Annotated in this window: 23 protein-coding genes; 15 read left to right on the top strand and 8 right to left on the bottom strand. The window is 67.7% G+C overall.

The window, feature by feature from the left end:
* Positions 1-85: 85 nt before the first annotated feature.
* Complete coding sequence (locus A5732_RS05035; protein WP_064952246.1) at positions 86-853, bottom strand: SDR family NAD(P)-dependent oxidoreductase; 768 nt, start codon at positions 851-853, stop codon at positions 86-88.
* Positions 854-964: 111 nt separating this feature from the next.
* On the opposite strand from A5732_RS05035, the gene A5732_RS05030 reads away from it, so the two are divergent.
* The 7 genes from A5732_RS05030 to A5732_RS05000 all read left to right on the top strand — a co-directional run bounded on the left by A5732_RS05030 (position 965) and on the right by A5732_RS05000 (position 9,383).
* The gene (locus A5732_RS05030) at positions 965-2,494 is read left to right on the top strand and encodes an ATP-dependent DNA ligase (RefSeq protein ID WP_076101134.1); all 1,530 of its coding nucleotides are present in this window, start codon (positions 965-967) and stop codon (positions 2,492-2,494) included.
* A 53-nt stretch (positions 2,495-2,547) separates the two neighbouring features.
* Positions 2,548-4,827: a carbon starvation CstA family protein gene (locus tag A5732_RS05025; RefSeq protein ID WP_076101131.1), complete on the top strand. Its 2,280-nt coding sequence runs from the start codon at positions 2,548-2,550 to the stop codon at positions 4,825-4,827.
* Positions 4,828-4,963: 136 nt separating this feature from the next.
* Complete coding sequence (locus A5732_RS05020) at positions 4,964-5,248, top strand: hypothetical protein (RefSeq protein WP_142254527.1); 285 nt, start codon at positions 4,964-4,966, stop codon at positions 5,246-5,248.
* 181 nt (positions 5,249-5,429) lie between these two features.
* The gene (locus A5732_RS05015; RefSeq protein WP_076101126.1) at positions 5,430-6,947 is read left to right on the top strand and encodes an Hsp70 family protein; all 1,518 of its coding nucleotides are present in this window, start codon (positions 5,430-5,432) and stop codon (positions 6,945-6,947) included.
* A gap of 14 nt (positions 6,948-6,961) precedes the next feature.
* Entirely contained in the window at positions 6,962-7,627 is a 666-nt protein-coding gene (locus tag A5732_RS05010; RefSeq protein WP_171974962.1) for a nitroreductase family protein, read from the top strand.
* 29 nt (positions 7,628-7,656) lie between these two features.
* Entirely contained in the window at positions 7,657-8,535 is an 879-nt protein-coding gene (gene ppk2, locus A5732_RS05005; protein WP_076051491.1) for a polyphosphate kinase 2, read from the top strand.
* Positions 8,536-8,552: 17 nt separating this feature from the next.
* Complete coding sequence (locus A5732_RS05000) at positions 8,553-9,383, top strand: oxidoreductase (protein ID WP_076101121.1); 831 nt, start codon at positions 8,553-8,555, stop codon at positions 9,381-9,383.
* Positions 9,384-9,386: 3 nt separating this feature from the next.
* Here the strand turns inward: A5732_RS05000 and A5732_RS04995 are convergent, their stop codons facing one another.
* Positions 9,387-10,343 carry an LLM class F420-dependent oxidoreductase gene (locus A5732_RS04995; protein WP_076101119.1) on the bottom strand — a complete coding sequence of 319 codons (957 nt, stop codon included), beginning with the start codon at positions 10,341-10,343 and terminating at the stop codon, positions 9,387-9,389.
* Between the two features lie 353 nt (positions 10,344-10,696).
* Between A5732_RS04995 and A5732_RS04990 the strand changes: the two genes are divergently transcribed.
* Genes A5732_RS04990 through A5732_RS04975 form a run of 4 tightly spaced genes read left to right on the top strand, consistent with a single transcriptional unit; the run spans position 10,697 to position 15,164 of the window.
* A complete protein-coding gene (locus A5732_RS04990; protein ID WP_076101116.1) occupies positions 10,697-11,947 on the top strand; it encodes an acetyl-CoA C-acetyltransferase in 1,251 nt (416 codons plus the stop codon).
* On the top strand, positions 11,944-12,726 hold the full coding sequence (locus A5732_RS04985; RefSeq protein ID WP_170879958.1) for an enoyl-CoA hydratase/isomerase family protein: 783 nt from the start codon (positions 11,944-11,946) through the stop codon (positions 12,724-12,726). Before A5732_RS04990 ends, A5732_RS04985 begins: the two co-directional genes overlap by 4 nt.
* Positions 12,723-13,865 carry a CaiB/BaiF CoA transferase family protein gene (locus tag A5732_RS04980; protein ID WP_076101114.1) on the top strand — a complete coding sequence of 381 codons (1,143 nt, stop codon included), beginning with the start codon at positions 12,723-12,725 and terminating at the stop codon, positions 13,863-13,865. The genes A5732_RS04985 and A5732_RS04980 overlap by 4 nt, the downstream gene beginning before the upstream one ends.
* A gap of 3 nt (positions 13,866-13,868) precedes the next feature.
* Positions 13,869-15,164, top strand: a complete 1,296-nt coding sequence (locus A5732_RS04975) for an acyl-CoA dehydrogenase family protein (RefSeq protein WP_076101112.1) — start codon at positions 13,869-13,871, stop codon at positions 15,162-15,164.
* Between the two features lie 12 nt (positions 15,165-15,176).
* Here A5732_RS04975 and A5732_RS04970 read toward each other — a convergent pair whose 3' ends face one another.
* The gene (locus tag A5732_RS04970; protein ID WP_081388640.1) at positions 15,177-15,860 is read right to left on the bottom strand and encodes an MspA family porin; all 684 of its coding nucleotides are present in this window, start codon (positions 15,858-15,860) and stop codon (positions 15,177-15,179) included.
* A 171-nt stretch (positions 15,861-16,031) separates the two neighbouring features.
* On the opposite strand from A5732_RS04970, the gene A5732_RS04965 reads away from it, so the two are divergent.
* Complete coding sequence (locus A5732_RS04965; RefSeq protein ID WP_076051515.1) at positions 16,032-16,277, top strand: hypothetical protein; 246 nt, start codon at positions 16,032-16,034, stop codon at positions 16,275-16,277.
* 24 nt (positions 16,278-16,301) lie between these two features.
* Here A5732_RS04965 and A5732_RS04960 read toward each other — a convergent pair whose 3' ends face one another.
* The 4 genes from A5732_RS04960 to A5732_RS04945 form a co-directional block, all read right to left on the bottom strand.
* Positions 16,302-17,261, bottom strand: coding sequence for a phosphotransferase family protein (locus tag A5732_RS04960; RefSeq protein ID WP_076101109.1), 960 nt, complete (start codon positions 17,259-17,261; stop codon positions 16,302-16,304).
* Positions 17,262-18,059 (bottom strand): SDR family NAD(P)-dependent oxidoreductase, encoded by a 798-nt coding sequence (locus tag A5732_RS04955; RefSeq protein WP_076101106.1) that lies wholly within the window; start codon positions 18,057-18,059, stop codon positions 17,262-17,264.
* Positions 18,060-18,142: 83 nt separating this feature from the next.
* Positions 18,143-18,568: a DoxX family protein gene (locus A5732_RS04950; RefSeq protein ID WP_076101255.1), complete on the bottom strand. Its 426-nt coding sequence runs from the start codon at positions 18,566-18,568 to the stop codon at positions 18,143-18,145.
* Complete coding sequence (locus A5732_RS04945) at positions 18,568-19,491, bottom strand: alpha/beta hydrolase (protein WP_142256558.1); 924 nt, start codon at positions 19,489-19,491, stop codon at positions 18,568-18,570. The genes A5732_RS04950 and A5732_RS04945 overlap by 1 nt, the downstream gene beginning before the upstream one ends.
* A gap of 93 nt (positions 19,492-19,584) precedes the next feature.
* Here A5732_RS04945 and A5732_RS04940 point away from each other — a divergent pair, with 93 nt between their 5' ends.
* Positions 19,585-19,908: a DMT family transporter gene (locus tag A5732_RS04940; protein WP_076051517.1), complete on the top strand. Its 324-nt coding sequence runs from the start codon at positions 19,585-19,587 to the stop codon at positions 19,906-19,908.
* 54 nt (positions 19,909-19,962) lie between these two features.
* On the opposite strand, the gene A5732_RS04935 is transcribed toward A5732_RS04940, so the two are convergent.
* The gene (locus A5732_RS04935) at positions 19,963-21,462 is read right to left on the bottom strand and encodes an MFS transporter (RefSeq protein WP_253189006.1); all 1,500 of its coding nucleotides are present in this window, start codon (positions 21,460-21,462) and stop codon (positions 19,963-19,965) included.
* Between the two features lie 295 nt (positions 21,463-21,757).
* On the opposite strand from A5732_RS04935, the gene A5732_RS04930 reads away from it, so the two are divergent.
* Both A5732_RS04930 and A5732_RS04925 read left to right on the top strand, forming a co-directional pair.
* The gene (locus A5732_RS04930; protein WP_076101250.1) at positions 21,758-24,193 is read left to right on the top strand and encodes a glycogen/starch/alpha-glucan phosphorylase; all 2,436 of its coding nucleotides are present in this window, start codon (positions 21,758-21,760) and stop codon (positions 24,191-24,193) included.
* Between the two features lie 110 nt (positions 24,194-24,303).
* Positions 24,304-25,752: a hypothetical protein gene (locus tag A5732_RS04925; RefSeq protein ID WP_076101100.1), complete on the top strand. Its 1,449-nt coding sequence runs from the start codon at positions 24,304-24,306 to the stop codon at positions 25,750-25,752.
* Position 25,753 lies beyond the last annotated feature (1 nt).

Here is a 25,753-nt window from a genome sequence, read left to right as displayed (position 1 = left end):
TGGGTGGCCTGCCCCGCTTCGAGGGGAAGCGGGGCGGCTGCCTAAAGAGTGTACTTAATGCGGGGAGGGCCCCAACGGGGGGCGTCTACTTGGGTGCGAACCGCTGCCCGGCGTCCAGTCGCAGGCACTGGCCGTTGAGCATCGGGTTGTCCACGATGGCCGCGGCCAGCTTCGCGTACTCCTCCGGACGGCCGAGGCGCTTGGGGAACGCCGCGTCCTTCGTCAGCTGCGTCGCGAACTCGTCGGGAATGCCCTGGGTCAGCCCCGTGGCGAACAGGCTCGGGGCGATGCCCAGCACCCGAATGCCCACCGAGCCCAGGTCGCGGGCCATGGTCAGGCACATCCCGGCGATCCCCGCCTTGGCGGCGGTGTAGGCGACCTGCCCGATCTGGCCCTCGAAGGCCGCGATGGAGGCGGTGTTGATGATGACGCCGCGCTCCCCGGTGTCGGGGTCTTCGGGCTCGTTCTTGGCCATGTGCGCGGCGGCCAGCCGGCTGATGTTGAAGGTGGCGATCAGGTTGAGATCGATCACAGACTGGAAGGATTCGAGGTCGTGCGGACCGGACTTGGTCAACGTCCGCTTGGCGATGCCGCCGCCCGCGGTGGTGATCACGACGTGCAGGCCGCCGAGCTTGTCGACCGCGGCCTGCAGGGTCTCTTCGGTGCCTTTGAAGTCGGTGACGTCAACCGGGTAGAAGGTGCCCCCGACGCCCTCGGCGACTGTCTTACCGTCGGAACCCTCGCGGTCGAGAATCGCGACATCCGCGCCGCGTTCGTGCAGCAGCTCGGCGCTGGCACGGCCCATTCCCGAGGCGCCGCCGATGACGACGACCTTCTTCCCACTTATCTCCATCCGGACGTCTCCTTTGTGGTTGTCAGAATCAGTGCGATCTGTAACGTTACGTAGGCACGCTAGCGTGTCCGCTCTTCAGGGCTGTCACCGAGCCATGCCAAGCTGGCAACCGTGCTCCTCACCGACGTGGCGACGACGTCTACCGACGTCGGGAGCACGTCGTCGCGGCTGACCAAGGTGGCCCACATCGCCGCCCTGCTGACCCGCGCCGCGCCCGACGCCGCGGTGGTCGCCATCATCGTGTCGTGGCTTTCCGGTGAGTTGCGGCAACGCCAGATCGGCGTGGGCTGGGCGGCGCTGCGCTCCCGCCCTCCGGCGGCTTCGCACGCCTCGCTCACCGTCGCCGGCGTCGACGCCACCTTCTCCGAGATCGGCGCCGTGTCGGGCAAGGGCGCACAGGCGCGCCGCGCCGCGCTGCTCGACGCCCTGTTCGCCGAGGCCACCGACACCGAACAGACCTTTCTGCTGCGCCTGCTCGGCGGCGAACTGCGCCAGGGCGCGCTGGCCGGGATCATGGCCGACGCCGTGGCCAAGGCCGCCGGCATCCCGGCCGCCGCCGTCCAGCGCGCCGCCATGCTGGGCGGGGACCTGCCGGCGGTGGCGGCGGCCGCCCTGTCCGGTGCGGCTTCGGCGCTGGACGCGTTCACCCTGCGGGTCGGCCGGCCGGTCGGCCCGATGCTGGCGCAGACCGCGACGGGCGTGGCCGATGCGATCGAACGCCACCGCGGCGCAACGATTTTCGAAGCCAAGCTGGACGGGGCGCGGGTGCAGATTCACCGCGCCGGTGACGAGGTCACCGTCTACACCCGAAGCCTCGACGATGTCACCGCCCGGCTGCCCGAGGTGGTGGAGGCGACGCTGGCACTGCCGGTCGACAACCTGATCGCCGATGGCGAGGCCATCGCGCTGCGGCCCGACAACCGTCCCCACCGGTTCCAGGTCACCGCCTCACGGTTCGGCCGCTCCGTCGACATCGCCGCAGCCCTTGCCGCGCAACGGCTTTCGGTATTCTTCTTCGACATTCTGCATCGCGACGGCATCGACCTGATCGACGCGCCGACCACCGAGAGGCTGGCCGCCCTCGACGCGTTGGTGCCACCCGCGCAGCGAGTCGACCGGTTGCTCACCGCCGACCCCGCAGAGGCGGGCGCCTTCCTGGACGCGACGCTGGCAGCCGGCCACGAGGGCGTGATGGCCAAGGCGCCCGACGCGCCGTATGCGGCGGGGCGCCGCGGAGCGGGCTGGCTGAAGGTCAAGCCGGTGCACACGCTGGATCTGGTGGTGCTCGCGGTGGAATGGGGCTCGGGGCGGCGCCGCGGCAAACTCTCCAACATCCACCTGGGCGCGCGTGACCCGGCCAGTGGCGAATTCATCATGGTGGGAAAGACTTTCAAGGGCATGACCGACGCCATGCTGGAGTGGCAGACCGCCCGGTTCAGCGAACTCGCGGTCGGCGGGACGGACGATTACGTCGTCGCGGTGCGGCCCGAACAGGTGGTCGAAATCGCGCTGGAGGGCGTGCAGAAATCGTCGCGCTACCCCGGCGGCCTGGCGCTGCGGTTCGCCCGCGTGGTGCGCTATCGCGACGACAAGGGCCCCGCCGAGGCCGACACCATCGACGCGGTGCGCGCGCTGTACTGAACCAGCACTTTCTGGACAGGCGCAGTTGGTTTAGCGCGCGTAGGGTTTCCGCCGTGGCAGTCACCGAGCAGGGCACAGACGTCAGCTACATCCACACCGACGATGACCTGCCACCCGTCGCGGTTGTCGACCGCTCCCCCATCACCGCGCGGCACAAGATCGCGTTCGCGATCGTCGCGGTGCTCGGCGCCGTCGCCTGGGCGATCATCGCGTTCGCCAGGGGCGAGACGGTCAACGCGGTGTGGATCGTCGTCGCGGCGATCTGCACCTACCTGATCGGATTCCGGTTCTACGCCCGGCTGATCGAGTCGAAGATCGTCCGGCCGCGCGACGACCATGCCACGCCCGCCGAGGTTCTCGACGACGGCACCGATTACGTGCCGACCGACCGCCGGGTGCTGTTCGGCCATCACTTCGCCGCCATCGCCGGGGCCGGGCCGCTCGTCGGCCCGGTGCTCGCCACCCAGATGGGCTATCTGCCCTGCAGCATCTGGATCGTCCTCGGCGCGGTATTCGCCGGGGCCGTCCAGGACTACCTGGTGCTGTGGATCTCCACCCGGCGGCGGGGCCGTTCGCTGGGTCAGATGGCGCGCGACGAGCTGGGCGCCACCGGCGGCGCCGCCGCGCTGGTCGGCGTCCTCGTCATCATGGTGATGATCATCGCGGTGCTCGCCCTGGTGGTGGTGCGCGGACTGGCCCAGAGCCCGTGGGGCGTGTTCTCCATCGCCATGACCATTCCCATCGCCCTCTTCATGGGCTGCTACCTGCGGTTTCTGCGGCCAGGGCGGGTAGGCGAGGTCTCCCTCATCGGTTTCGCGTTGCTGATGCTCGCCGTGGTCTCCGGCAACTGGGTCAGCGAAACCTCTTGGGGCGCATCGTGGTTGAACCTGTCGGCGGTCACCGTTTCCTGGCTGATCATCATCTACGGCTTCGTGGCGTCGGCGCTGCCGGTGTGGCTGCTGCTGGCGCCGCGCGACTACCTGTCGACGTTCATGAAGATCGGCGCCATCGCGTTGCTGGCGCTCGGCATCTTCCTTGCGCATCCGCTCATTCAGGCGCCGGCGGTATCCCGGTTCGCGCATCGGGGCGACGGGCCGGTGTTCGCCGGCTCGCTGTTTCCGTTCCTGTTCATCACCATCGCGTGCGGCGCGCTGTCCGGATTCCACGCGCTGATCTCGTCGGGGACGACGCCCAAGCTGCTGGAGAAGGAAAGCCAGATGCGCTTCATCGGCTACGGCGGCATGCTGACCGAGTCGTTCGTCGCCGTCATGGCGCTCGTCAGCGCGGCCGTCCTGGACCAGCATGTGTACTTCGCACTCAACGCCCCCGCCGCGCAGACCGGCGGCACCGCGGCCACCGCGGCGCACTACGTCAACGGCCTCGGGTTGTCGGGCGGGCCGGCGACCGCGGACCAGCTGAACCAGGCCGCCGCCGGCGTCGGCGAAAAGTCGATCGTGTCACGCACCGGCGGCGCCCCGACGCTGGCGGTCGGCATGTCCGAGGTGTTGAACCGGGCCTTCGGCGGCGCCGGTCTCAAGGCGTTCTGGTACCACTTCGCGATCATGTTCGAGGCGCTGTTCATCCTGACCGCCGTCGACGCGGGCACCCGGGTCGCGCGGTTCATGCTCTCCGATGCGCTGGGCAACCTGGGCGGGCCGCTGGCCAAGCTGCAAAACCCGAGCTGGCGCCCGGGCGTCTGGGGCTGCAGCCTGGCGGTGGTCGCCGCGTGGGGAGGCATCCTGCTGATGGGCGTGACCGATCCGCTGGGCGGCATCAACACGCTGTTCCCGCTGTTCGGCATCGCCAACCAGTTGCTCGCGGCGATCGCTCTGACCGTCATCACGGTGATCGTCATCAAAAAGGGCCTGCTGAAATGGGCCTGGGTTCCCGGGGTGCCGCTGCTGTGGGATCTGGTGGTCACGCTGACCGCCTCGTGGCAGAAGATCTTCTCCGCGGATCCCGCCGTCGGCTATTGGACGCAACACTTCCGGTACCTGGCCGCCAGGAGTGCCGGCAAGACGTCGTTCGGGTCGGCCAAGAACGCTGATCAGCTCGACGAGGTCATCCGCAACACCTTCATCCAGGGCACGCTGTCCATCCTGTTCGCGGTGGTCGTCGTCATCGTGCTGATCGCCGGAGTCCTGGTCGCGCTCGGGGCAATTCGCGGTCCGGGCAGCACGTTGAGCCGGCCGCTGACCGAGGATGACCCGGTGCCCTCGAGGTTGTTCGCGCCCTCGGGCCTGCTCCCCACCGCCGCCGAACGCGAGGTGCAACGCAGGTGGGACGGGCTGCCGACGTCGACTGCCGGCGTCGTCGGCGCCCAGCGGCGTTGACCGCCCGCTGACCACTACCTGCCGAGGACCGCAGCGAGCCGCGCACAAACAGGTAGTCGACTACGCGTGCCTACCGGTGATGCCGACCTTACGTTGACTGCATCACCGGCAGACCAACGCGAAGAAGGTGGACGAAATGCTGGTCACGCCAACGGGACCCCGGACCGCACCCGTCAACGAGCCCATTCCGCAACCGCCCTCGGTCGAAGCGGCACCCGCAGAGGTCCTGATCAGCACCCAACAGGTGCTCTTCGGCACCGCCGCAGTCCAGGCGACGCGCCGCGCCCCCCTCGGCGGGCGGATCGCCAGCGCACTGCGGCGGATGGCCGCGGACGCGAATCAGCCGCGGCACCCCCACTACCCCAGGAATTACACCTACATCGAGAACGCCCGCATGGCGCGCGAAATGGACAGGCTGTGAACGCGATCGTCAGCGTCGCCTGCGTCGGCTTGATGATGCTGCTCGCAGTGGGGACCTACAACCTGCAGTGGTGGCTCGAGCGATACGACTACGAGCGCCATTTCGAGGACTGACCGAACGCGGACGGCACGCCGCGCAAAAGGTCGTGCCCAAGCCCGCGTCGCGGTCCTAAACTTGCGCGATGAGAGTCGGTATCGACTTTGGCACCACCCACACCGTCGTCGCGGCCGTCGACCGGGGCAACTATCCCGTCGTCTCCTTCGAGGGCGTGGATGCGTGGCCGTCGCTCATCGCCGCCAATGCCGCCGGGGAGTTGCGCTTCGGCGCGGACGCGGCCGCCGTCCGCCACGAACCGGGATGGTCGGTGCTGCGCTCCTTCAAACGCCTGCTCAACGAGGCCGGACCCCAGACCGAGGTCACCCTCGCGGGCCGTGACTATCGCCTGGCCGACCTCCTCACCGGCTACCTGGCCCAGCTGAAAACCGATCTGCAGCGGCACTCGAACGCCACCCTGGCGCCGGGCGAGGGCATCGAAGCCGCGATCAGCGTTCCGGCCAACGCCTCGAGCGCCCAGCGCCTGCTTACCCTGGATGCCTACGTGGCCGCCGGTTTTCACGTCGTCGCACTACTCAACGAACCGTCCGCCGCCAGCCTGGAATACGCCCACCGGTACCGATCCACCATCACCGCCAAGCGCGAATACGTCCTCATCTACGACCTGGGCGGCGGCACATTCGACGCCTCGCTACTGAAGATGACCGGGCACGCGAACGAGGTTGTCATCAGCGAAGGCATCCAGCGCCTCGGCGGTGACGACTTCGACGAGGCGATCGTCGAGCTGGTGCTGGCCGGCGCCAACCTGCCCGGCCTCGACGGCGCCGAGCGCGACCTGCTGGCCGAGGAGTGCGCCGCCCGCAAGGAAGCCGTCGGACCGCAGACACGCCGCTTCCTGGTGGACCTGTCCGCGGTCGATCGGCCCCCGTTCTCCTGCCCCATCGACGACGTCTACGCGGTGTGCGCGCCGCTGGTCGACCAGACGACGGAGTTGCTCAACCGGGTCCTGCACGATCCGGCGCGCGTCCGCAAGGACGTGGACTGGTCGGAGGTCGCGGGCATCTACGTCGTCGGCGGGGCCGGCGGCTTCCCGCTGGTGTCCCGGATGCTGCGCAGCACCTTCGGCGAGAAGCGGGTGAAACGCTCGCCGCACCCCTTCGCCGCCACTGCCATCGGACTCGCCGTCTTTCTGGACAAGGAGTCCGGTTTTGCGCTGTCCGAACGCTTCTCGAGGAACTTCGGGGTCTTCCGGGAGGCCGAGGCCGGCGCCGGCGTCGTCTTCGACCCGATCGTGTGCAAGGACGTTTCGCTTCCGACCGACGGGCAATCCCCGCTGGTGGTGAAGCGAAAATATCGGGCGGCACACAATATCGGGCACTTCCGGTTCGTGGAATGCAGCCGCCTGGTCAACGGGCGCCCCGACGGCGATGTCACGCCCTATGACCCGGTGCTGTTCCCGTTCGACCCCGCCCTCTACGACCGCGACGACCTCGGGCATCAGCCCGTCGGCCGCTGGACGGACGGGCCCGACGTCGAGGAGCGCTACGTCATCGCCCCCAGCGGTGCGGTGGAGGTGACGTTGACGACGAAGCCGGCCGGGTTCGAACGCACCTTCCGCCTGGAGCGGTGCGCGTCCGCGAGTTGATGAGCCATCCTGCCATGCAGCTATACGACGTGATGCGAACAACTTTCGCGGCACGGGAATTCACCGACGATCCGTTGCCCGATGAGGTGCTGGATCGCATCTTCGACAATGCCCGGTTCGCTCCCAGCGGCGGCAACAGGCAGGGCGCCCATGTCACCGTGGTGCGCGACGAAACGGTCCGCCGCCGGCTGGCCGAGCTCGGCAAGCCCGCCGCTCGCCGTTACTTCGCCCAGTTGCAGGCGGCTGAAAACCCCTGGAATTCAGTTCATCCCAGCGGTGTGCCGCAAGACGTCATCGACGCGACCGAGATCCCCGACACGTTCGTGGCCCCGATCGCCAAAGCGCCTGTCGTCCTGGTGGTTTCGGTGGACCTCGCCGTCGTCGCCGCCATCGACCAGAATCTGAACCGCGTCGGTATCGCCGGTGGGGCCTCGGTCTACCCGCTGATCTGGAACATCTTGCTCGCCGCGCGCAGCGAGGGCTACGGGGGAACCATCACGACGATGGCGATCGCGGCCGAAGAACACGTCCGCCAATTGCTCGGCATTCCCGATCGGCACGCGGTGGCCGCCGTCGTGCCGCTCGGAAAGCCGGTGCGACAGCTGACCAAACTGCGCCGCCGGCCGGTCGCCGAGTTCATCACTCGAGATCGATTCGACGGCCCGGCCTTCGGCGGGTGAGGGGTCGACAAGGCCGATAGCGTCGAACTATGACCGAAATCGATCTGGACACTCTGTCGACCCCCGAACACGGGTACACCGTGGACGACCGCGATGACGACGACCCGGTCCTGCTCGACCGCGAGGGCAAACACATCGAGACGTGGCGCGAGCGGTACCCCTACGACCATCGGATGTCGCGCGACGATTACGAGCGGCTCAAGCGACGGCTCCAAATCGAACTGCTGAAATTGCAGAAGCACTGCAAGCGCACCGGCGGCAGACACGTGATCGTGTTCGAGGGGCGCGACGCGGCCGGCAAGGGCGGGACCATCCAGCGGTTCATGGAGCATCTCAACCCACGCAGCGCACGGGTGGTGGCGCTGGAGAAGCCGACTGAGCAAGAGAAAACCCAGTGGTATTTCCAGCGCTACATCAGCCACCTACCGTCCGGCGGCGAGATGGTGCTGTTCGATCGTTCGTGGTACAACCGCGCCGGGGTGGAGAAGGTGATGGGATTCTGCACTCCGGAGCAGTACGCCGAATTCATGGACCAGGCACCGCTTTTCGAGCAGATGCTGGTCGACAACGGGATCAGCCTGACCAAGTTCTGGTTTTCGGTGTCACCGGCCGAGCAGCGCACCCGGTTTGCCATCCGGTTGGTCGACCCCGTGCGGCAGTGGAAGTTCTCGCCGATGGACATGGCGTCGGTGGACAAATGGGATGAGTACACCACGGCGAAGGAAAGGATGTTCGAGGCGACCGACACCGACGATGCTCCGTGGATCGTGGTCCGGAGCAACGACAAGAAGCGGGCCCGGATCAACGCTATGCGGTACCTGCTTTCCAAGGTCGACTACGACGACAAGGACGATGAGGTGGTTGGTGAACCCGACCCATTGATTGTGGGCCGGGCCCTGACCGACTGAGGCGAAGGGAAACGATCATGTCCACGTGGCTCATCACCGGCTGCTCGACCGGGCTCGGTCGCGCGCTCGCCGAGGCCGTCATCGGCGCCGGCCACAATGCCGTCGTCACCGCGCGGGACGCCGCCGCGGTCGCCGACCTTGTCGAGTCGGCACCCGAGCGGGTGCTCACCGCCGCCCTGGATGTCACCGACCACGCGCAGGTCGCCTCGGCCGTGCGGCGGGCGGTCGAGCGGTTCGGCCAGATCGACGTGCTGGTCAACAACGCCGGCTACGGGTATCGCGCCGCGGTCGAGGAGGGCGACGACGCCGACGTCCGCGCGCTGTTCGAGACGCATTTCTTCGGCACCGTCGCCATGATCAAGGAGGTACTGCCCGGGATGCGGGCGCGGCGCAGCGGCGCCATCGTCAACATCTCCTCCATCGGCGCCCAGCTGACACCGGTGGGGTCCGGCTACTACTCGGCCGCCAAGGCAGCGATCGAGGGCATCAGCGGAGCCCTTCGCGGTGAGCTTGTCCCGCTGGGCATTTCGGTGACCATCGTCGAACCGGGCGCTTTCCGCACCGACTTCGCCGGCCGCTCGCTGGTCCAGTCGGCCACCGTCATCGATGACTACGCCGCCACCGCGGGGCAGCGCCGCAAGGAAAACGACACCATGCATGGCAATCAGCCCGGCGACCCCGCCAAGGCCGGCAACGCCATCATCGCGGCCGTCGAATCGCCTGACCCGCCGGCGTTTTTGTTGCTCGGGCCCGATGCGCTGGCCGCCTACCGCTATAGAGCGGACGCGCGAGCCGCCGAGATCCAAAAATGGGAAGAGCTCACCAGCAGCACCGATTTCGAGGGTTGATACCTAGGCGCGCACCTCCGGCAGCACGCCCTGCTCCCACGCCGCGAAGAACCCGTCCATGTCGGGGCCGATCTGCTGCACGTAGATCTCGTCGACGTCGGCCTCGATGTACTTGCGGACCTGCGCGATGTGCTTTTCCGGATCCGGGCCGCACGCGACGCTTTCGCCCACCGTCTCCGGCGGCACCAGCGACTGCAGTGCCGCGAAATCCTTGGGCCGCGGCAGGATTTGCGACGTCTGGCCCGGTAAGCCCTCGTTGGCCCACAACCGGTGTGCGGTCTTCAGGGCGGCGTCGGCGTCGGAGTCCCAGCACACCTTCGTACCGCCCTGCACCGGTTTGTCGCCGCCGCCGGCCTGCCGGAATTGCTTGACCAGGTCGCCGTCGGGCATGGCGATGCTGTAGCCGTCGCCCATGCGGGCCGCCAGCTCAACGGCCTGCGGGCCGAACGCGGACACATAGATCGGCACCGGTTGCTGCGGCCGGGTGTAGACCTGCGCCTCCTGCACCTCGTAATGCTTGCCGTGGTGGCTCACCTCACCACCCTTGTGCAGCTTGCGAATGACCTCGATCGACTCCTCCAGCATCTCGAGGCGCACCGCGGCGGACGGCCAGGGATCGCCCAGAATGTGTTCGTTGAGGGCCTCGCCGCTGCCGACCCCGAGCACGAAGCGTCCGTCGAGTTGCACGGCCGCGGTGGCCGACGCCTGCGCGATGATCGCCGGGTGGATCCTGACGGTCGGGCAGGTGACGGCGGTACTGACCGGCAGCGACGTCGCCTCCGACAGCGCACCGATCACTCCCCACACGAACGGGCTCTGGCCCTGCTCGTCGTTCCAGGGGTGATAGTGGTCCGAGATCCACAGCGCCTCGAATCCGGCGTCCTCCGCGCGCTTGGCCTGGTCGATGAGTTCCTTCGGGCCGAATTGCTCGCAGGTGAGAAAGTATCCGATCTTGGTCATGGCGCCGGGCTACCCGCTCAACGTCCCGTTATGCACCGGGCGCGCTGTGTACCTGCGGCGAGGGGGAATTGGTGATAACGCTCGGCACCGTGACGCGCCGCAGGATTGCGCCACATCGGCCGCTCCGGTCGCGCAGCGCACTCCCCGCACGCCCCGGCAGGACAGTGTCGAGTGACCAGAGCAGCGCCCCCAGCGGGGGCTGACGGGGCGGGTGTGACCAGAGCAGCGCAACCCGGCGCCGTCCTCACCGCCAAGCGAGAACAGCTTCGCCATATTGGAGAAGGTAGTTCTCCGCAGTCGAGAGACAGATTACGATCGCGGGTGACCTGTGCCGGTCCAACCCGACCCCGGTAATGCCCGACCCACGACGATCGGAGTCCATCATCGACGCCTGGATTCTCGACGCTGTCCGCACGCCCCGCGGGCGTGGCCGCCCCGACGGCGGACTGCACGGCGTGCACCCGCAAGCCCTGCTCGCCCGGTGCCTCACCGCGCTGGCGGAGCGGGTCGGCTTCGAGCCGGCCGACATCGACGACGTGATCGCCGGCAACGGCATCCTCAGCGGAGACCACGGCGACGACATCGCCCGCCTGTCGGTGCTGCTGGCCGGCTGGCCCGAGACCGTCCCCGGGATGACGCTGAGCCGATTCTGCGGATCGGGCCAGCAGGCGGTGACCGTTGCGGCCGCCGGCATCGCCGCGGGCAGCGAGGATCTGGTGATCGCCGGCGGCGTCGAGTCGATGTCGCGCTGGGACGTCACGGCCGGCGTCCCGACCATCGACGGCAACAACCCGGACCTTCGCGCGCTGTACCCGACCGTCCCGCAAGGTATTTCGGCCGACCTCATCGCCACCCTCGAGGGATTCAGCCGCGAGACCGTCGACGCCTACGCCGCGCAGAGCCAGAGCCGCGCCGCCGCGGCCATCGAGCAGGGGCGCTTCGCGCGTTCGCTGGTCGACGTGCCGACGCCAAACGGTTGCATCGAGCGTGACGAGCATCCCCGCGCGGGCACCACCACCGAGTCGCTGGCCCGCCTCAAGCCGGCCTTCGCCGTGATGGGCGCCGCGTGTGCCGACGGTGAGCAGCGCACGTTCGACGAGATCTGCCTGCAGCGCTATCCGGGCATCGACCGCATCGATCACGTGCATCATGCGGGCAATTCCTCCGGGGTCGTCGACGGCGCCGCCGCGGTGGCGCTGGCCTCCTCGAACTGGATGCACACCCATCGGGTGACGCCGCGAGCGCAGATCCGCGCCACCGCCGCCATCGGCAGCGAACCGGTCATCATGCTCACCGCGCCCGGACCCGCGGCTCAGCGCTGCCTCGAGCGCGCCGGAATGACCGTCGCCGACATCGATCTCTGGGAGATCAACGAGGCCTTCGCCGCGGTCCCGCTCAAGACTATGCGCGATCTCGACATCGACCCCGAGCTGGTCAACGTCAACGGCGGCGCGATCGCGCTCGGGCACCCCATCGGCGCCACCGGCGCGATGCTGATCGGCACCGTGCTCGACGAGCTCGAACGCCGGGATCTGACAACGGGACTGGTGACCATGTGCACCGGCGGCGGGATGGGCACGGCGACGATCATCGAGCGGGTGTGACCATGCCGGACACCCTGGAGCTCGACCGGCCCGGCGACGGGGTCGTGATCCTGCGGCTCAATCGCCCGCAGCGGCTCAACGCCATCGACGAGGCGATGCAAACCGAATTGCGGCAGGCCTTGCGCGACTTGACCATCGACCGCTCGGTGCGCGCGGTCGTGCTGACCGGCGCCGGGCGCGGGTTCTGTGCGGGCATCGACATGCGCGACTTCGGCCCCTCCATGCTGGAGGCGAGCGCGCCCGCGCTGGACCGGATGCGTTTTCAGGAGCGGATGGCCGCCCTCGCCGAAGCGGTGCACGCGTTGCCGCAGCCCGTCATCGCCGCGGTCAACGGCCCCTGCGTGGGCGCGGGACTGGCGCTATGCCTGGCCGCCGACATCCGAATCTGCTCGGCCGCAGCGTCTTTCGGCAACGCCGCGATCCTGCTCGGGCTCTCGGGCGCCGAGATGGGCATGAGCTATCACCTGCCGCGCATCGTGGGTACCAGCGTGGCCGCCGACTGGATGCTCACCGGGCGCACCGTGTCGGCCACCGAGGCCGACCGACGGGGTCTGGTCAGTGAGGTCGTCGAGCCGGACCGGCTGGCCGACCGCGCGGTGGAGTTGGCGTCGCTGATCGCGAGCCATGCCCCGCTCGGAGCCCAATTGACCAAGCGCGCCCTTCAGGTCAACACCGACGCCACCAGCCTGGCCTCAGCCATGGAACTGGAGAACCGCAATCAGGTGATTTCGCACGCGACCGACGAGGCGGCCGATCGCCGCAAGAAGTGGTCTTCATGACCGGTCCCCTGCGCGGCGTGCGCATCATCATGATGGGCGGATTGGGGCCCGCTCCGTTTTGTGGAATGCTGTTGGGAGACTTGGGCGCCGACGTGATCCGCATCGATGCCCTGGCCGGCGTCGACGGCCCGCTGCCCGTCGACCACACCGTCCGCCGCAGCCAGCGGTCACTGGCCGCCGACGTCAAGGATCCGCGCGGCCGGGACCTCGTCCATCGGCTGGCCGCAGGCGCCGACGCCTTCGTCGACGTGTACCGGCCCGGGGTGGCCGAACGCCTCGGCATCGGTCCGGATGCGCTGCGGGAACGCAACCCCCGCCTGGTCTACGCCCGCATGACCGGCTATGGACAGGACGGGCCGCTGGCCGGTCACGCGGGCCACGACATCAATTACCTTGCGCTGACGGGCGCCCTGCACGCCATCGGCACCGCCGAATCACCGGTCCCGCCGCTGAATCTCGTCGGCGACTATGGCGGCGGCGGCATGCTGCTGGCGGTCGGATTGCTCAGCGCGATCCTCGAGGCCCGCGAGTCGGGTGCGGGTCAGGTCCTCGACGTGGCGATGGTCGACGGCGTCGCCGCCCTGCTGGCACCGTATTTCGGCATGCTTGCCGCCGGCACGTGGCGCGACCGGCGTCAGGACAATCTGCTCGACGGCGCCGCGCACTTCTACGGGGCCTACGCCACGGCCGACGGGGGCCACATCGCCGTGGGCGCCATGGAGCCGAAGTTCTACGCCGAACTGTGCGACCGGCTGAATGTGGATGTGCCCCACGACGATGGCGACCCGACGGCGTGGGCCGCCCACCGGGCCGCGCTGGCCGCGCGCTTCGCGGAGAAGACCCGCGACGAGTGGGAGCTCCTGCTCGATACGCCGGGATGCTGTGCGACACCGGTGCTTTCGCTGGCCGAGGCGCCGCGGCATCCGCACAACGCCGCGCGGCAGACGTTCATCGAGCTCGACGGCATCACGCAACCCGCACCGGCGCCGCGCTTTTCCCGGACCCATCCGGCTGCGCCGGCATCTCCGGCGTTGCCGGGCGATCACACCCGCGCGCTGCTGGGCGAACTGGGAATGGACACACAGGCCATCACCGAGCTGGAAGACGCCGGCGTGGTGGCGCAGAGCGAGAAGGGATAACAGATGTCGTGGGACTTCTCCACCGACCCGCAGTGGGCAGAACAGCTGCAGTGGGTCGACGGCTTCGTGCGCGAGGAGTGCGAGCCGATCGATTTGATTGTCAAGGAATCTCACGACCTCAACGACCCGGTGCGCCAGGCGCTCATCCCGCCGCTGCAGGAGGTGGTGAAAAAGCGCGGGCTGTGGGCGACCCACCTGGGCCCGCACCTGGGCGGTCCGGGCTACGGGCAGGTGAAGCTGGCGCTGCTCAACGAGATCCTGGGCCGCTCGGAATGCGCGCCGATCGTCTTCGGCTCGCAGGCGCCCGATTCCGGCAACAGCGAGATCCTGGCGCACTACGGCACACCCGAGCTCAAGGAGCGCTACCTGGAGCCGCTGCTGGACAACCGCATCATCTCGTGTTTCTCGATGACCGAGCCGCAGGGCGGGGCCGACCCGAAGGTGTTTCGCACCACCGCGGTGCAAGACGGCGATCACTGGGTCATCAACGGGGAGAAGTGGTTTTCGTCATTCGCCTCGATGGCGTCGTTCATCATCGTGATGGCGATGACCGACCCGGAGGCGCCGCCGTATGAGCGCTACTCGATGTTCGTCGTTCCCGGCGACACCCCCGGCATCAACGTGCTGCGCGACGTCGGGCTGGGTTACCAGCCGACCGGCGGTGGCCGCGAGGGTTATGTCCGCTACGAAAACGTCCGCGTGCCGGCCGATCACATGTTGGGCCCGCGCGGCGGCGCGTTCGTGGTCGCCCAGACTCGCTTGGGCGGCGGGCGGATTCACCACGCGATGCGCACCGTGGGCCTGGTGCGCCGGATCTACGACATGATCTGCGAGCGCGCGGTGTCGCGCTACACCCAGGGCGAGGCGCTGGCCAACAAGCAACTCGTGCAGGAGATGGTCGCCGACTCGTGGATGGAGATCGAGGCCTTCCGGCTGTTGACCCTTCAAACGGCTTGGAAGATCGACCAATTCAACGACTACAAGGCCGTGCGGGCCGACATCTCCGCGGTGAAGGCGATGATGCAGAAGGTCCTGCACGACGTGTCGTCGCGGGCGCTTCAGGTGCACGGGTCGCTGGGCACCACCCACGAAATGCCCTTCGTGCAATACCTGGTCGAGTCTTTCGTGCTCGGGCTGGCCGACGGCCCGACCGAAGTGCACAAGGTCACGCTGGCCAGGCTGTTGCTGAAAGACCGTGAACCCGCGCCCGATCTGTTCCCCTCCGAACATCTGCTGCGGCTGCGCGCGGCCGCGGAGGCGAAGTTCGCCGACAAACTGGCGGGCATTCCCCGCGGCTGAGCGGCGAGCCCATCAGACCTTCTTGGTGACACCTACGTAGGACAACACCACGTCGGATTCGTCGGTCACTCGATTCAGCACCGCATAAGACCGGATGAACGACTCGCCCACGCACCCGTCGATCTTGACGTGGAAGTCGCTGACCATCACCCAGGGATTTGGTCCCCTGAACTGTTTCTTGACCACCGGCACCACGACCACCAGGCCGGGCTTGAGCCCCACATTCAGCAGGCTCGAGGTCGGAAAAATGACCAACGGCAGCAAGTCGAACGGCACGCCGGTCACCGGTCCCGTCACACCAGGGGTGATGCCGGCGCTGCCCCCGATCGTGACGCCATCGGAGGTGCTCATGTCGATGCCACAACCGATCTCGTACCCCACCTCGAGGACACCTTGAGGCGGTCCCGGTCCGACCAGCGAGCCGACGTATATCCCGCTGGCGAGGTACTCACGCGACGACGTGGCGGTGGTCAACGGCGCCACCGGAACCTGCTTCTCGTCCCTGGCGCCCACCCCCAAGGTCCAACCGTCGGGGGTGTGGAGGATTGCCGGAGGATTCGAGGGCATCGCTCCCTCGACGTCCGGCGCCGCTTCCGCGGCGGCAGGAACAACATCGGGATCCGCACCCGTCGTTGCCGCCGTGGGCAACGAAATCACCAGGCAGGCGGCAACCACCATCGCGCGACGAACCACCACGGCTACCGGCCTCACGGGCGAAACCGTACGCACCCGGCAATTCGAGTAGCGAAATTTGCTGGCCGCCCGGTCGAAGTTGTTGTGTGTTTGTAACTGTTATGCGATATCGGGGCAGAGGTAGACTTGGCTGTCGAAAAGCCAACAATCCCGGCCGAAACCGAGGAGGCGGCGATGAAGCTTCGCACGCGCGCCCGCGGACTGCTGCTCTGCGCGACGGCGGCCATCGCCCTGGCGAGCGGCGCCGGCATCGCGCACGCGGACCCGAACGTCGATCCGCGCCCCCAACCGCCGGGGATCGACGACGTATGGAGCCCGTTCCCGACCACCTGGACCAACCCGTCCAATGAGGGCCAACCCGTGAACGACACGGGTGACGTCGGAATGATCTGCGAAAATCTACTAGTCCGCTGCCAGTAAGCCAGTAGGGCGTATCCCCCGACGCTAAGTCAGCGCCGACCGGGCACGGTCGAGCAGTCTCGGCAAAACCGCTGCCATGGCTTCCAATTCGGCTCGCGGCGCGGCCCGCCGGCGATTGTGTTTGACGATCAGCGACCAGGTCGCCGCCGACTTGAAGCACGCCAGCGCGCTGAACCACCCCAAATCGCTTACTTCGCAACCCAACTCAGACCCGTACAGCTCGGCGAGCTCGGCGATCGGTGGCACCATGCCGTCGGGAGCGCTAACCCGCCGGTACGTGTCCGGGTCGCAGTTGATCAAAAACCAGCCCGCATCGATGCGCGGGTCGCCTATCGACCAGATCTCCCAGTCGATGACGGCGTTGACCCGCGATCCGGCCGCGAGCAGGTTGCCGAGCCGGAAGTCGCCGTGCACCACGCGGGGCGCCATCGCGCTCGGCGCGCAATCCAGCAGCGTGTCGCGCACTCTCGGCCAGTCCGGCACCAGCGCCGGGTCGACCGTCCCCAGCGTGTCGGACCACCGGTGGACTTCGGCGACCGGGTCGACCACCGGCTCATCGCTCAGCCCGAGGTCGGTTGGCGCGAGGCTGTGCAGAGCGGCCATGGTGCGGCACGCATTTCGGTACCGATCGCCCAGATGGGACACCGGTGGGCAATCGTCGAATAACGGCTCCACGCAATCGCCTTCGATATGCGACATCACATACAGCGGTGGTGTGGCGGGCGGGTCCCCCGCGTCCTCCCACAGCACCGTCGGCACCGGAACACTGGTCGCGGCAAGCGCTTTGATGATGCGGGCCTGGCGTAGCACGTCGCGATGCGCGACCGGTTCGACGCCCGGCGGGGCGACCTTGATCACCACGCGTTGGCCGTCCCTGGTTCCCGCGAAGGTCAGACTGGAGGCTCCCCCGGCCAGCGGGGCGACATCGGTGACGCCCGCGCGGTCGAGTCGCCGGCGCAGCTCGGTGGGGTCGAGCTCGGCCATTCAGCCCGCCGGCGCGGTCCAGCCGACCTCGGCGAGGAATGGCTGGGTGTGTGCGATGCGCCCGGTCAGGGTCTTCGGATCACCCGTACAGAGCCGGAACGCCGTCTCGGTGATCAGCGCGATGTCCTCGGTGTCGGTCTTGGCCAGATCGAGGGTGCCGGCGCCGGGCGTGGCCACCGGATTGGACGGTGCGGCGGCGTTGACCGCGATGCCGTCGTCGTAGAGTTCGGCCGCAAGGCTTTTCGTCAACCGATTGAGCGCGGCCTTGACCGAGCCGTAGATGCCGAAGCCGGCGGTCCGGTCGAACTCCGAGAACGGCGGCCCGGGCGGCAGGTCGCCGCCCACCGAGGTCACGTTCAAGATCCAGCCGCGTCCACGCTCACGCATCGCGGGTATCGCCAGCTGACACAGATGCAAGGGCCCCAGCACGTGCATCTCCATCATCAGCCGGGCGCGCCGCTCGGGAAACCCGTCGAGCGGCCGCAAAAACGTCACCGCGGCGTTGTTGACCAGGATGTCGGGCGCGCCGACGGCGTCGGTCACTTCGGCGAAAAGCCGCTCCCGGTGTTCGGATTGAGACAGATCCGCTTGGACCGCAATGGCTTTCCCACCCCCGGCGACGATCTCGTCGCGCGTCTGGCTCAGCGATCCCTGGTACTTCGGATCGGGGTCCATCGTGCGGGCGGTCAACGCCACCGTCGCGCCTTCCGAAGCCAGCCGCACGGCGATCGCCTTGCCCAGGCCCCGGCTACTTCCGGTGACGAGAGCCACCATCCCGTCGCAGCGTTGTGCGCTCATCGTCAACCTCTCCGAACCCATCCGTCGTTGGAAACAGCTTCTCCGTATCAGAGAATGCCATTATCGCCGGACGAGGGGAAGCCTCAGCTGCGCGCCTTTCGGCGTAGGGCATCGAGCGAGTAGGCGCCGCCGCCGGAGAAGACCAGCAGGAAGAAGGCGAAGCAGAACATGATCGCCAAAGCTCCGCCATTGCCCGCGGGCGGATCGCCAACAGGCCACAGGGCCTTAGGTTGATGGATCAAGAAGTAGGCGACCGCCATCTCCCCCGAGGCGACGAACGCGACGGCGCGGGTGAACAACCCGCTGGCGATGAGCAGACCCGCGACGACTTCGATCACCCCGGCGTACCACTCCGGCCAGACGCCGAGCCCGATATGAACGGGTGAGCGGACGGGCCAGTCAAAGAGGCTTCTCGACCCGTATGCGGCGAAGAGCAAACCGTAGACGCAGCGAAACAGGCTGAGCACGGCGGGGGCGTAGCGGGCGAGTCTCTGGTCGAGCCCATTCATCACGCTGGCAAGGTTACGGTGGCGGCCCAGGCGAGCAGGCGACGCCACAGCCGATGCCGGCTCGATGCCATGTTGTGGCAGTGCGCGCTGTCGGCCAGCACGATCGTGGTGATGTCGGGGCTGCTCCGGTACAGGCCGGCCTCGGCGCGCGGATCCGGCGAGACGTCGACCGCGCCGTAACCGACGAGCACCGGAACGTCGATCCGCGCCGCGTGCTCGGCGACGACGCCGGGGATCATCGCCGTGCCGAACACCCGGGGCACGACCGACTTGGCGGTGACCGAGTCGGCCGCGACGACGTCGGCGGGCACGTCGGCGAGGTGGAACCAGCTCTGCAGGTGCTCGCGTGGCCCCTCGAAATACGGTTGCGAAAGGGCGGACAGGATTTCGGCGGCCAGCTCGGTGCGGCCTTGCGGGGTGGCGCAGCGCGCGATGATCGCGGCATCGAGGTTCAGTGGCGCGACGTGTTGGTTGGTGCAGCCCAGCACCGCCAGCCCGGCATAACCGGGAAACAGCGCTTGCTGGGTGATGGCCAGATACCCGCCCAGCGAATGCGCCACGGCGATCGGCGGCGCGTGGAGGCCGATCGTGTCCGGCAGGGCGGAAACGGCACACGCCAGCGTCGCGGCGATATCGCGGAAGTCGAAATCGCCTGCGGGCCGCGAGCTTTCGCCGGTGCCTAAGGGATCGATCGTCACGACGGCGTAACCGTTCTCGGTGGCGAAGCCGGCGAAGCTGTACCCGTGGTGGCCGGGGATGTCGAGGTCCCAGTATTGGCGGCTGTAGGTACCGCCCGGCAGGCAGACCAGCACGGCGGGGGCCGGCTCGTCACCGCGGGCGGGATAGTACGTCGCGGCCAGTGCCGCGCGTTCCCCGATCACCTCGCTGACATCGAGCTCCAGCGGATGCCCGGCAAGCGTCATACGGCGCAACCCTTCGTTGGCGAGCGGGAGACGACGTCCATTGCTCCCTGTCATGTAAATACGTACGTGTACCCGGGTATGCAAGGAGGCGTTTTGACCTATCTCTTTCTCCTCGGCGCCATTTTCGCGGAGGTGATAGCGACCAGCCTGCTCAAGAGCACCGACGGCTTCAGCCGACTGTGGCCGACCGTGGTGTGCCTGATCGGTTATGCCGTCTCCTTCGCGCTGCTGGCGGTGTCGATTTCGCGCGGTATGCAGACCGACGTCGCCTACGCGTTGTGGTCCGCGATCGGTACCGCCCTGATCGTGCTGATCGCCGTGCTGTTCCTGGGCTCGTCGATATCCGTGACGAAGGTTCTCGGTGTCGGGCTGATCATCGCGGGGGTGGTGACGCTGAATCTGACCGGCGCGCACTGACTGCCCGGCTCGTCCGCTGTGGCAACCACGAGTCCTTGCGCTCGTGTCGCAGAACTACACGGCGTCCGGCGCGCGGTTGCCCGGCCGCCGGGTGCATGGGTCTTGGCAGGCGTGGTTGATGCCCGGCACCAATTGATGCGCGAACTCGGCGCCGGCGCGAATCGTCAGCAGCGCGACACCGCCGCCGACCATACATACGACTGCGATGATGATCATCGCGAGCGAGAAGCCGGGGCCGAGGGGCGTCCCGGGGGCCGCGTCGATCCCGGCGGCGACCGGCAACACGGCGATTGCGAGAAGGCCCGCGATCCTCGAAACCGCGTTGTTGACACCCGAAGCGGTTCCGGCATACGCATCAGGAACAGCGGAAAGAACGGCTGAAGTCAGAGGCGCCACAGTGATCGCCAGGCCGACGCTGAAGAGAACCACCGCGGGCAGGACTGCAGCCAGGTAAGTCGCCCCGGGCACGATACGCGCCATCAACGCCACACCGCCCGCAGCGACCAACGGACCGACCGTCATGGGCAGCCTGGGGCCGGTGCGCTGACCCAACGCACCGGCCAACGGGGAGCCGATCATCATGATGGCCGTCATCGGCAGCGTCGCCAGCCCGGCCGCGAGGGCAGAGTAGTGCAGGCTTTGTTGCAGCTGCAGCGTCAACAGGAACAACGCCCCGCCGATCGCCGTGTACACGGCCAAGGTCGTGAGGTTGGCGCCGGTGAATTGCCTTGAGCGGAAAAGCTTCGGGGGCAACAGCGGCGACGGTGCGCGCCATTCGATCAAGGGGAAAGCGAACAACGCCGCCAGCCCCACGCAGGCGGCGGTGACTGTCACGAATGTCCAACCGCGCGAAGGGGTCTCGATCAGGGAGAAGATCACTCCCGCCAGCCCGACCGTGACGGCGGCAGCCCCGAGGATGTCGGGGCCGCCCCGTGCGATTTGATCGCGAGATTCCGAGATGTGCCGCATAGCTATCCATGCCACCGCGACGGCCAGCGGAAGGTTCAACAGGAAAACCCAGCGCCACGACGCCGCGTCGACCAGCCAGCCGCCGATGAACGGACCCAGCGCCGTCGTCACACCGGACATGCCCGCCCAGAGACCGACGGCACGGCCGCGGTCGTCGTCGGAGATGCCGGCGTCGATCAGGGCAAGGCTGCCCGGGACCAACGCCGCCGCGCCGACACCCTGCACCAGCCGAGCACCGATCAGCCATCCGATCGTCGGTGCCAAACCGCAGCCGAGCGACGCCGCGCTGAAAACCGCCAGTCCTGCAAGAAACACCCTTCGCCGGCCGTACCGGTCGCCCGCGGCGCCTCCGGAGAGGAGCAGGGCGCTCAGCGTCAACAGGTAGCCATCGAGGACCCATTGTTGGCCGGTCAGACCCCCACCAAGGTCCCGGCCGATGGTGGGCAGCGCAACGTTGACCACGGTCCCGTCCAGGAGCGCAATCCCCGAACCGAGGACGGCCGCGGCGATGAGCCAACGCGCGCCGGCCGACGCCAACGGCAGTTGACGTGGCTCCGTCGATTCACCGCCACCAGGCCGGCCCACGGATGGGGATTCTGCGCTACGGGGTCGCCGCCGCGGCCACCGACCCCGGCCGGCAACGCTCTCTCGTCGCCAGTAGGTGAGCTTCCGTTCACGTGGCAGACGTCAATTCCGCTCCTGGTGTGCAAACATCGCTGCGAGACTGACGCCTGCACACCACTGCGTAGGCCACGCGGTGCTGCCCGTCACCCCCTAGCGAGTAGGACCCACGATGACCGATGTCGAGCAGACGCCCTCCGACGGACTGTCCCCCGGCAGCCCCACCCGGGCCGACTTGGTCGAGCATTCTCGCACCGGGATGGGCGCGGCGGCGCTGCAGCGGGCGATCAACGACCACCTGCGCTACTCGATCGGGCGTCCCGCGGCGGCCCGGCGCCCGGAGCACTACTACCGCGCGCTCGCTCTCGCGGTGCGGGACCGCATGCAGGACCGCCGGGTGGTCTCGACGCAGACCTCACTCGACCTCGGGCGCAAGGTGACCTGCTATCTGTCGGCCGAATTCCTGATGGGCCCGCAACTGGGCAACAACCTGCTGAACCTTCAGATGGAGCGGGCCGCGCGCGAGGCGCTGGCGGCCATGGGCCAGAACCTCGAAACGGTCCTGGCCTGCGAGGAGGAACCCGGGCTGGGCAACGGGGGCCTGGGCAGGCTCGCCGCGTGCTACCTGGACTCGCTGGCCACCTTGGAGCGCCCGGCGATCGGCTACGGCATCCGCTACGAATTCGGCATCTTCGATCAGGAAATCCACGACGGCTGGCAGGTCGAGCAGACCGACAACTGGCTGGACAACGGAAACCCTTGGGAGATCGCCAAACCCGACGTCAGCTTCCTGGTCAAGTGGGGCGGCTATGCCGAGCACTACATCGATGAGGCCGGCCACGACCGGGTCCGCTGGGTGCCCGGACGGCTACTGAAAGGCACCGCCTACGACACACCCATCCAGGGCTACGGCGTCAACACCTGCAACGTACTGACGTTGTGGAGCGCGCGCGCCGTCAAGTCATTCGCGTTGGAGGCCTTCAACACCGGCGACTACTACAAGGCGGTCGAGGACGAGGTCACGTCCGAGACGGTCACCAAGGTGCTGTACCCCAATGACGAGCCCGAGGCCGGCAAGCGGCTGCGCCTGCTGCAGCAATACTTCTTCGTGTCCTGCTCGCTGCAACACGTGCTGCACATCATGGACGACCTCGCCGACGTGTCCGTCAAGGAACTACCGCAGCGGTTTGCCTTGCAGCTCAACGACACCCATCCCTCGATCGGGGTGGCCGAGCTGATGCGGCTGCTGGTCGACGAGCGCCAATTGGACTGGGACGAGGCGTGGGACATCACCGTCGCGACGTTCGGCTATACCAACCACACCCTGCTGCCCGAGGCGCTCGAGACCTGGCCGCTGGAGATGTTCGCCGAGTCGTTGCCCCGCCACCTGGAGATCATTTACGAGATCAACCGCCGGTTCCTCGATGAGGTGCGCAGCCGCTTTCCCGGTGACGAGGACCGCGTCGCCCGGATGTCGTTGATCGGTGAGAACGGCGGCAAGAACGTCCGGATGGCGCACCTGGCCACCGTCGGCAGCCACGCCATCAACGGTGTCGCCGCACTTCACTCGGAGCTGCTGAAAAGCAGTGTGCTCAAAGACTTTTACGAGATGTGGCCGGAACGCTTCAGCAATAAGACCAATGGTGTGACGCCACGCCGCTTCCTCGCGCTGGCCAACCCCGGGCTTCGTGAACTGCTGGACCGCACCGTCGGTGACGGCTGGCTGACCGACCTGGGCCGCCTGCGCGGGCTCGAACCGTTCGTCGACGACGCCGCCTTCCGGCGCGAGTGGCGCGACATCAAGCGCAACAACAAGTCACGCCTGGCCAAATACATCCACACGGTCGCCGGCGTCGAACTGAACCCGGACTGGATGTTCGACGTCCAGGTCAAGCGCATCCACGAATACAAGCGCCAGCACCTCAACGTGCTGCACGTCGTCGCGCTCTACCACCGGCTCAAGCAGAATCCCGGCCTGTCGATCCCGCAGCGCGCCTTCATCTTTGGCGGCAAGGCCGCCCCCGGTTATTTCCTGGCCAAGCGGATCATCAAGCTGATCAACGCGGTCGGGGAAACGGTGAACGCGGACCCAGAGGTGAACCGATTCCTGAAGGTGGCATTCGTGCCGAACTTCAACGTGCAGAACGCCCACATGATCTATCCGGCCGCCGATCTGTCCGAGCAGATCTCTACCGCGGGCAAGGAAGCCTCCGGCACCGGGAACATGAAGTTCATGATCAACGGGGCGCTGACCATCGGCACCCTGGACGGGGCGAACGTCGAGATGCGCGACGAGGTCGGGCCGGAGAACTTCTTCCTGTTCGGCCTGACGGAGGAGCAGGTCGCGGCGGTCAAGGCCGACGGGTATCGTCCGGCCGACTACATCGATGGCAACGACGAGCTGCGCGCGGTGCTGAATCTCATTGCCGGCGGGACGTTCTCGCGCGGGGACACCGAGGTGTTCCGGCCCCTGGTGGACAACCTGCGCTACGACGACCCCTTCCTGGTGTGCGCCGACTACGCGTCCTACCTGGACTGCCAGGAGCGGGTCAGCGCGGCCTGGCAGGACCGGGAATCGTGGACCAAGATGTCGATCCTCAACACCGCGCGCAGCGGCAAGTTCTCGTCGGATCGCGCCATCACCGAATACTGCGACGAGATCTGGAACGTCTGGCCACTGACGGTCAAGATCTAGCGGTGACCGGGCAAATCCGGCACTGCGCTCGCGGTTAGCCGGCCGCTCCAGCGGCGCATCGGCCGGAAACGGGCTAGGGTGGGCGCTCACGCTGAGACGGCAGGAGAGATGTGACTTCACGCTTCCGTGGCCTTGCGCTGGCCGCGTTGACCATGGTGCTGGCACTGCTGCTCGCTCCGTCCGCCTCGGCCGACACCTACACAGACCAGCTGGTGAGCAGGTTCGACGCCCAGACGCATGTGGTGGTCGACCCGGGTGCCAGACCACCGCTGCAGAACCCCGACACGCTGAACCAGCAGATCCTCACCAGCTCGTGGACGTGGAGTTCGGAACCTCCGATCTGGGTCGCTGCGGTGTCGCCCGCACAGAGCGGCGTGACCACGGCCGACGCCGTCCATGGCGCCATGCTCGCCCGCAACGGCGAATTCAGCGGCGTCATTCTGGTGATCGACTCTCGCGGCTACCACGTGCGCGCCTACAACGTGCCCAAGGCCATCGCGGACAACGTCGATGAGGTCATGAATCAGTCGGCGAAGGATCATCGCAACGACCCGTACGGCGCGACGAGCGCCTTCGTCGGCAAGCTGGCGAGCGTCAACGCGGCCTCCCGGGGACCGGTGACCACCTCTCACATCGCGCACGAAAAGCACGACGACTGGGCCTGGCTGAAGGTGACGCTGGTCATCGTCGGCATCGGGCTGGCCATGGCCGGCCTGCTCTGGTTCGCGGTGGGACGAAATCGCAAGCACCGCAAGAACTCCGAGGCGCGCGAGGAGATCAAGCAGGAGTTGATCGCGGCCACGTCGAGTGTCAGCGACCTCGACAACGCGGTGCTGACCGAAAGCGGCGCCGATGTCAGCGCCGAGTCGTTGAAAGCCAACGCCAGCCTGTACGACGCCCGAAATGCTTATGACAAAGGCGATTACGGCTCCGCGCGGGCACATCTTCGGGTGGTGGAGTCCACTGTCGCCAAGGCCAACCGCAAGCTCGACCCCCGGCAATCCAGGCCCGACGTCGCCGCCGTGACTTCCGTGCCGGACCACGATCGCAAGCAAGCCACCGTGCGCACCAGGAACCCCGACACCGGCGAATCGGTGACGATCAACAACAACAACTACAGCACCACGGCGCAGCCCGGCTACCCGTACTACTACGGCGGTGGCTACCACAACGGGATGTTCTTCTACCCCGGCTATTACCCGTACGCGTTCTGGGGTCCGGGCTGGACGTGGGCGCTGGCCGATGTGCTGCTGATGGATGCGCTGCTCGACGACCATTGGGGCGGCAGCTACGAGCGCGGTTTCGAGGCCGGCCGCGACTCCGCCTTCGCCGATGCCAACAGCTACAGCTATGACGGCGGACAGGCCGCGGGCTATGACAGCGCGCCGGCCGACGTGGGATTCACCGGCGGCTATCAGGACTCGGGCGGCGGTGACGTGGGCTTTGGCGGCGGATGGGACTCCGGTGGCGGCTGGGACTCCAGCGGCGCCGATTTCGGCGGCGGTTCGGACTTCGGCGGCGGGTCCGATTCCGGCGGTGGCGGCGACTTCGGGTTTTGAC

Source organism: Mycobacterium colombiense, from assembly GCF_001953985.1.
GTDB lineage: Bacteria > Actinomycetota > Actinomycetes > Mycobacteriales > Mycobacteriaceae > Mycobacterium > Mycobacterium colombiense_B.
The sequence above is the reverse complement of the archived record's forward strand: the minus strand, read 5'-3'. Positions and strand labels throughout refer to the sequence as shown.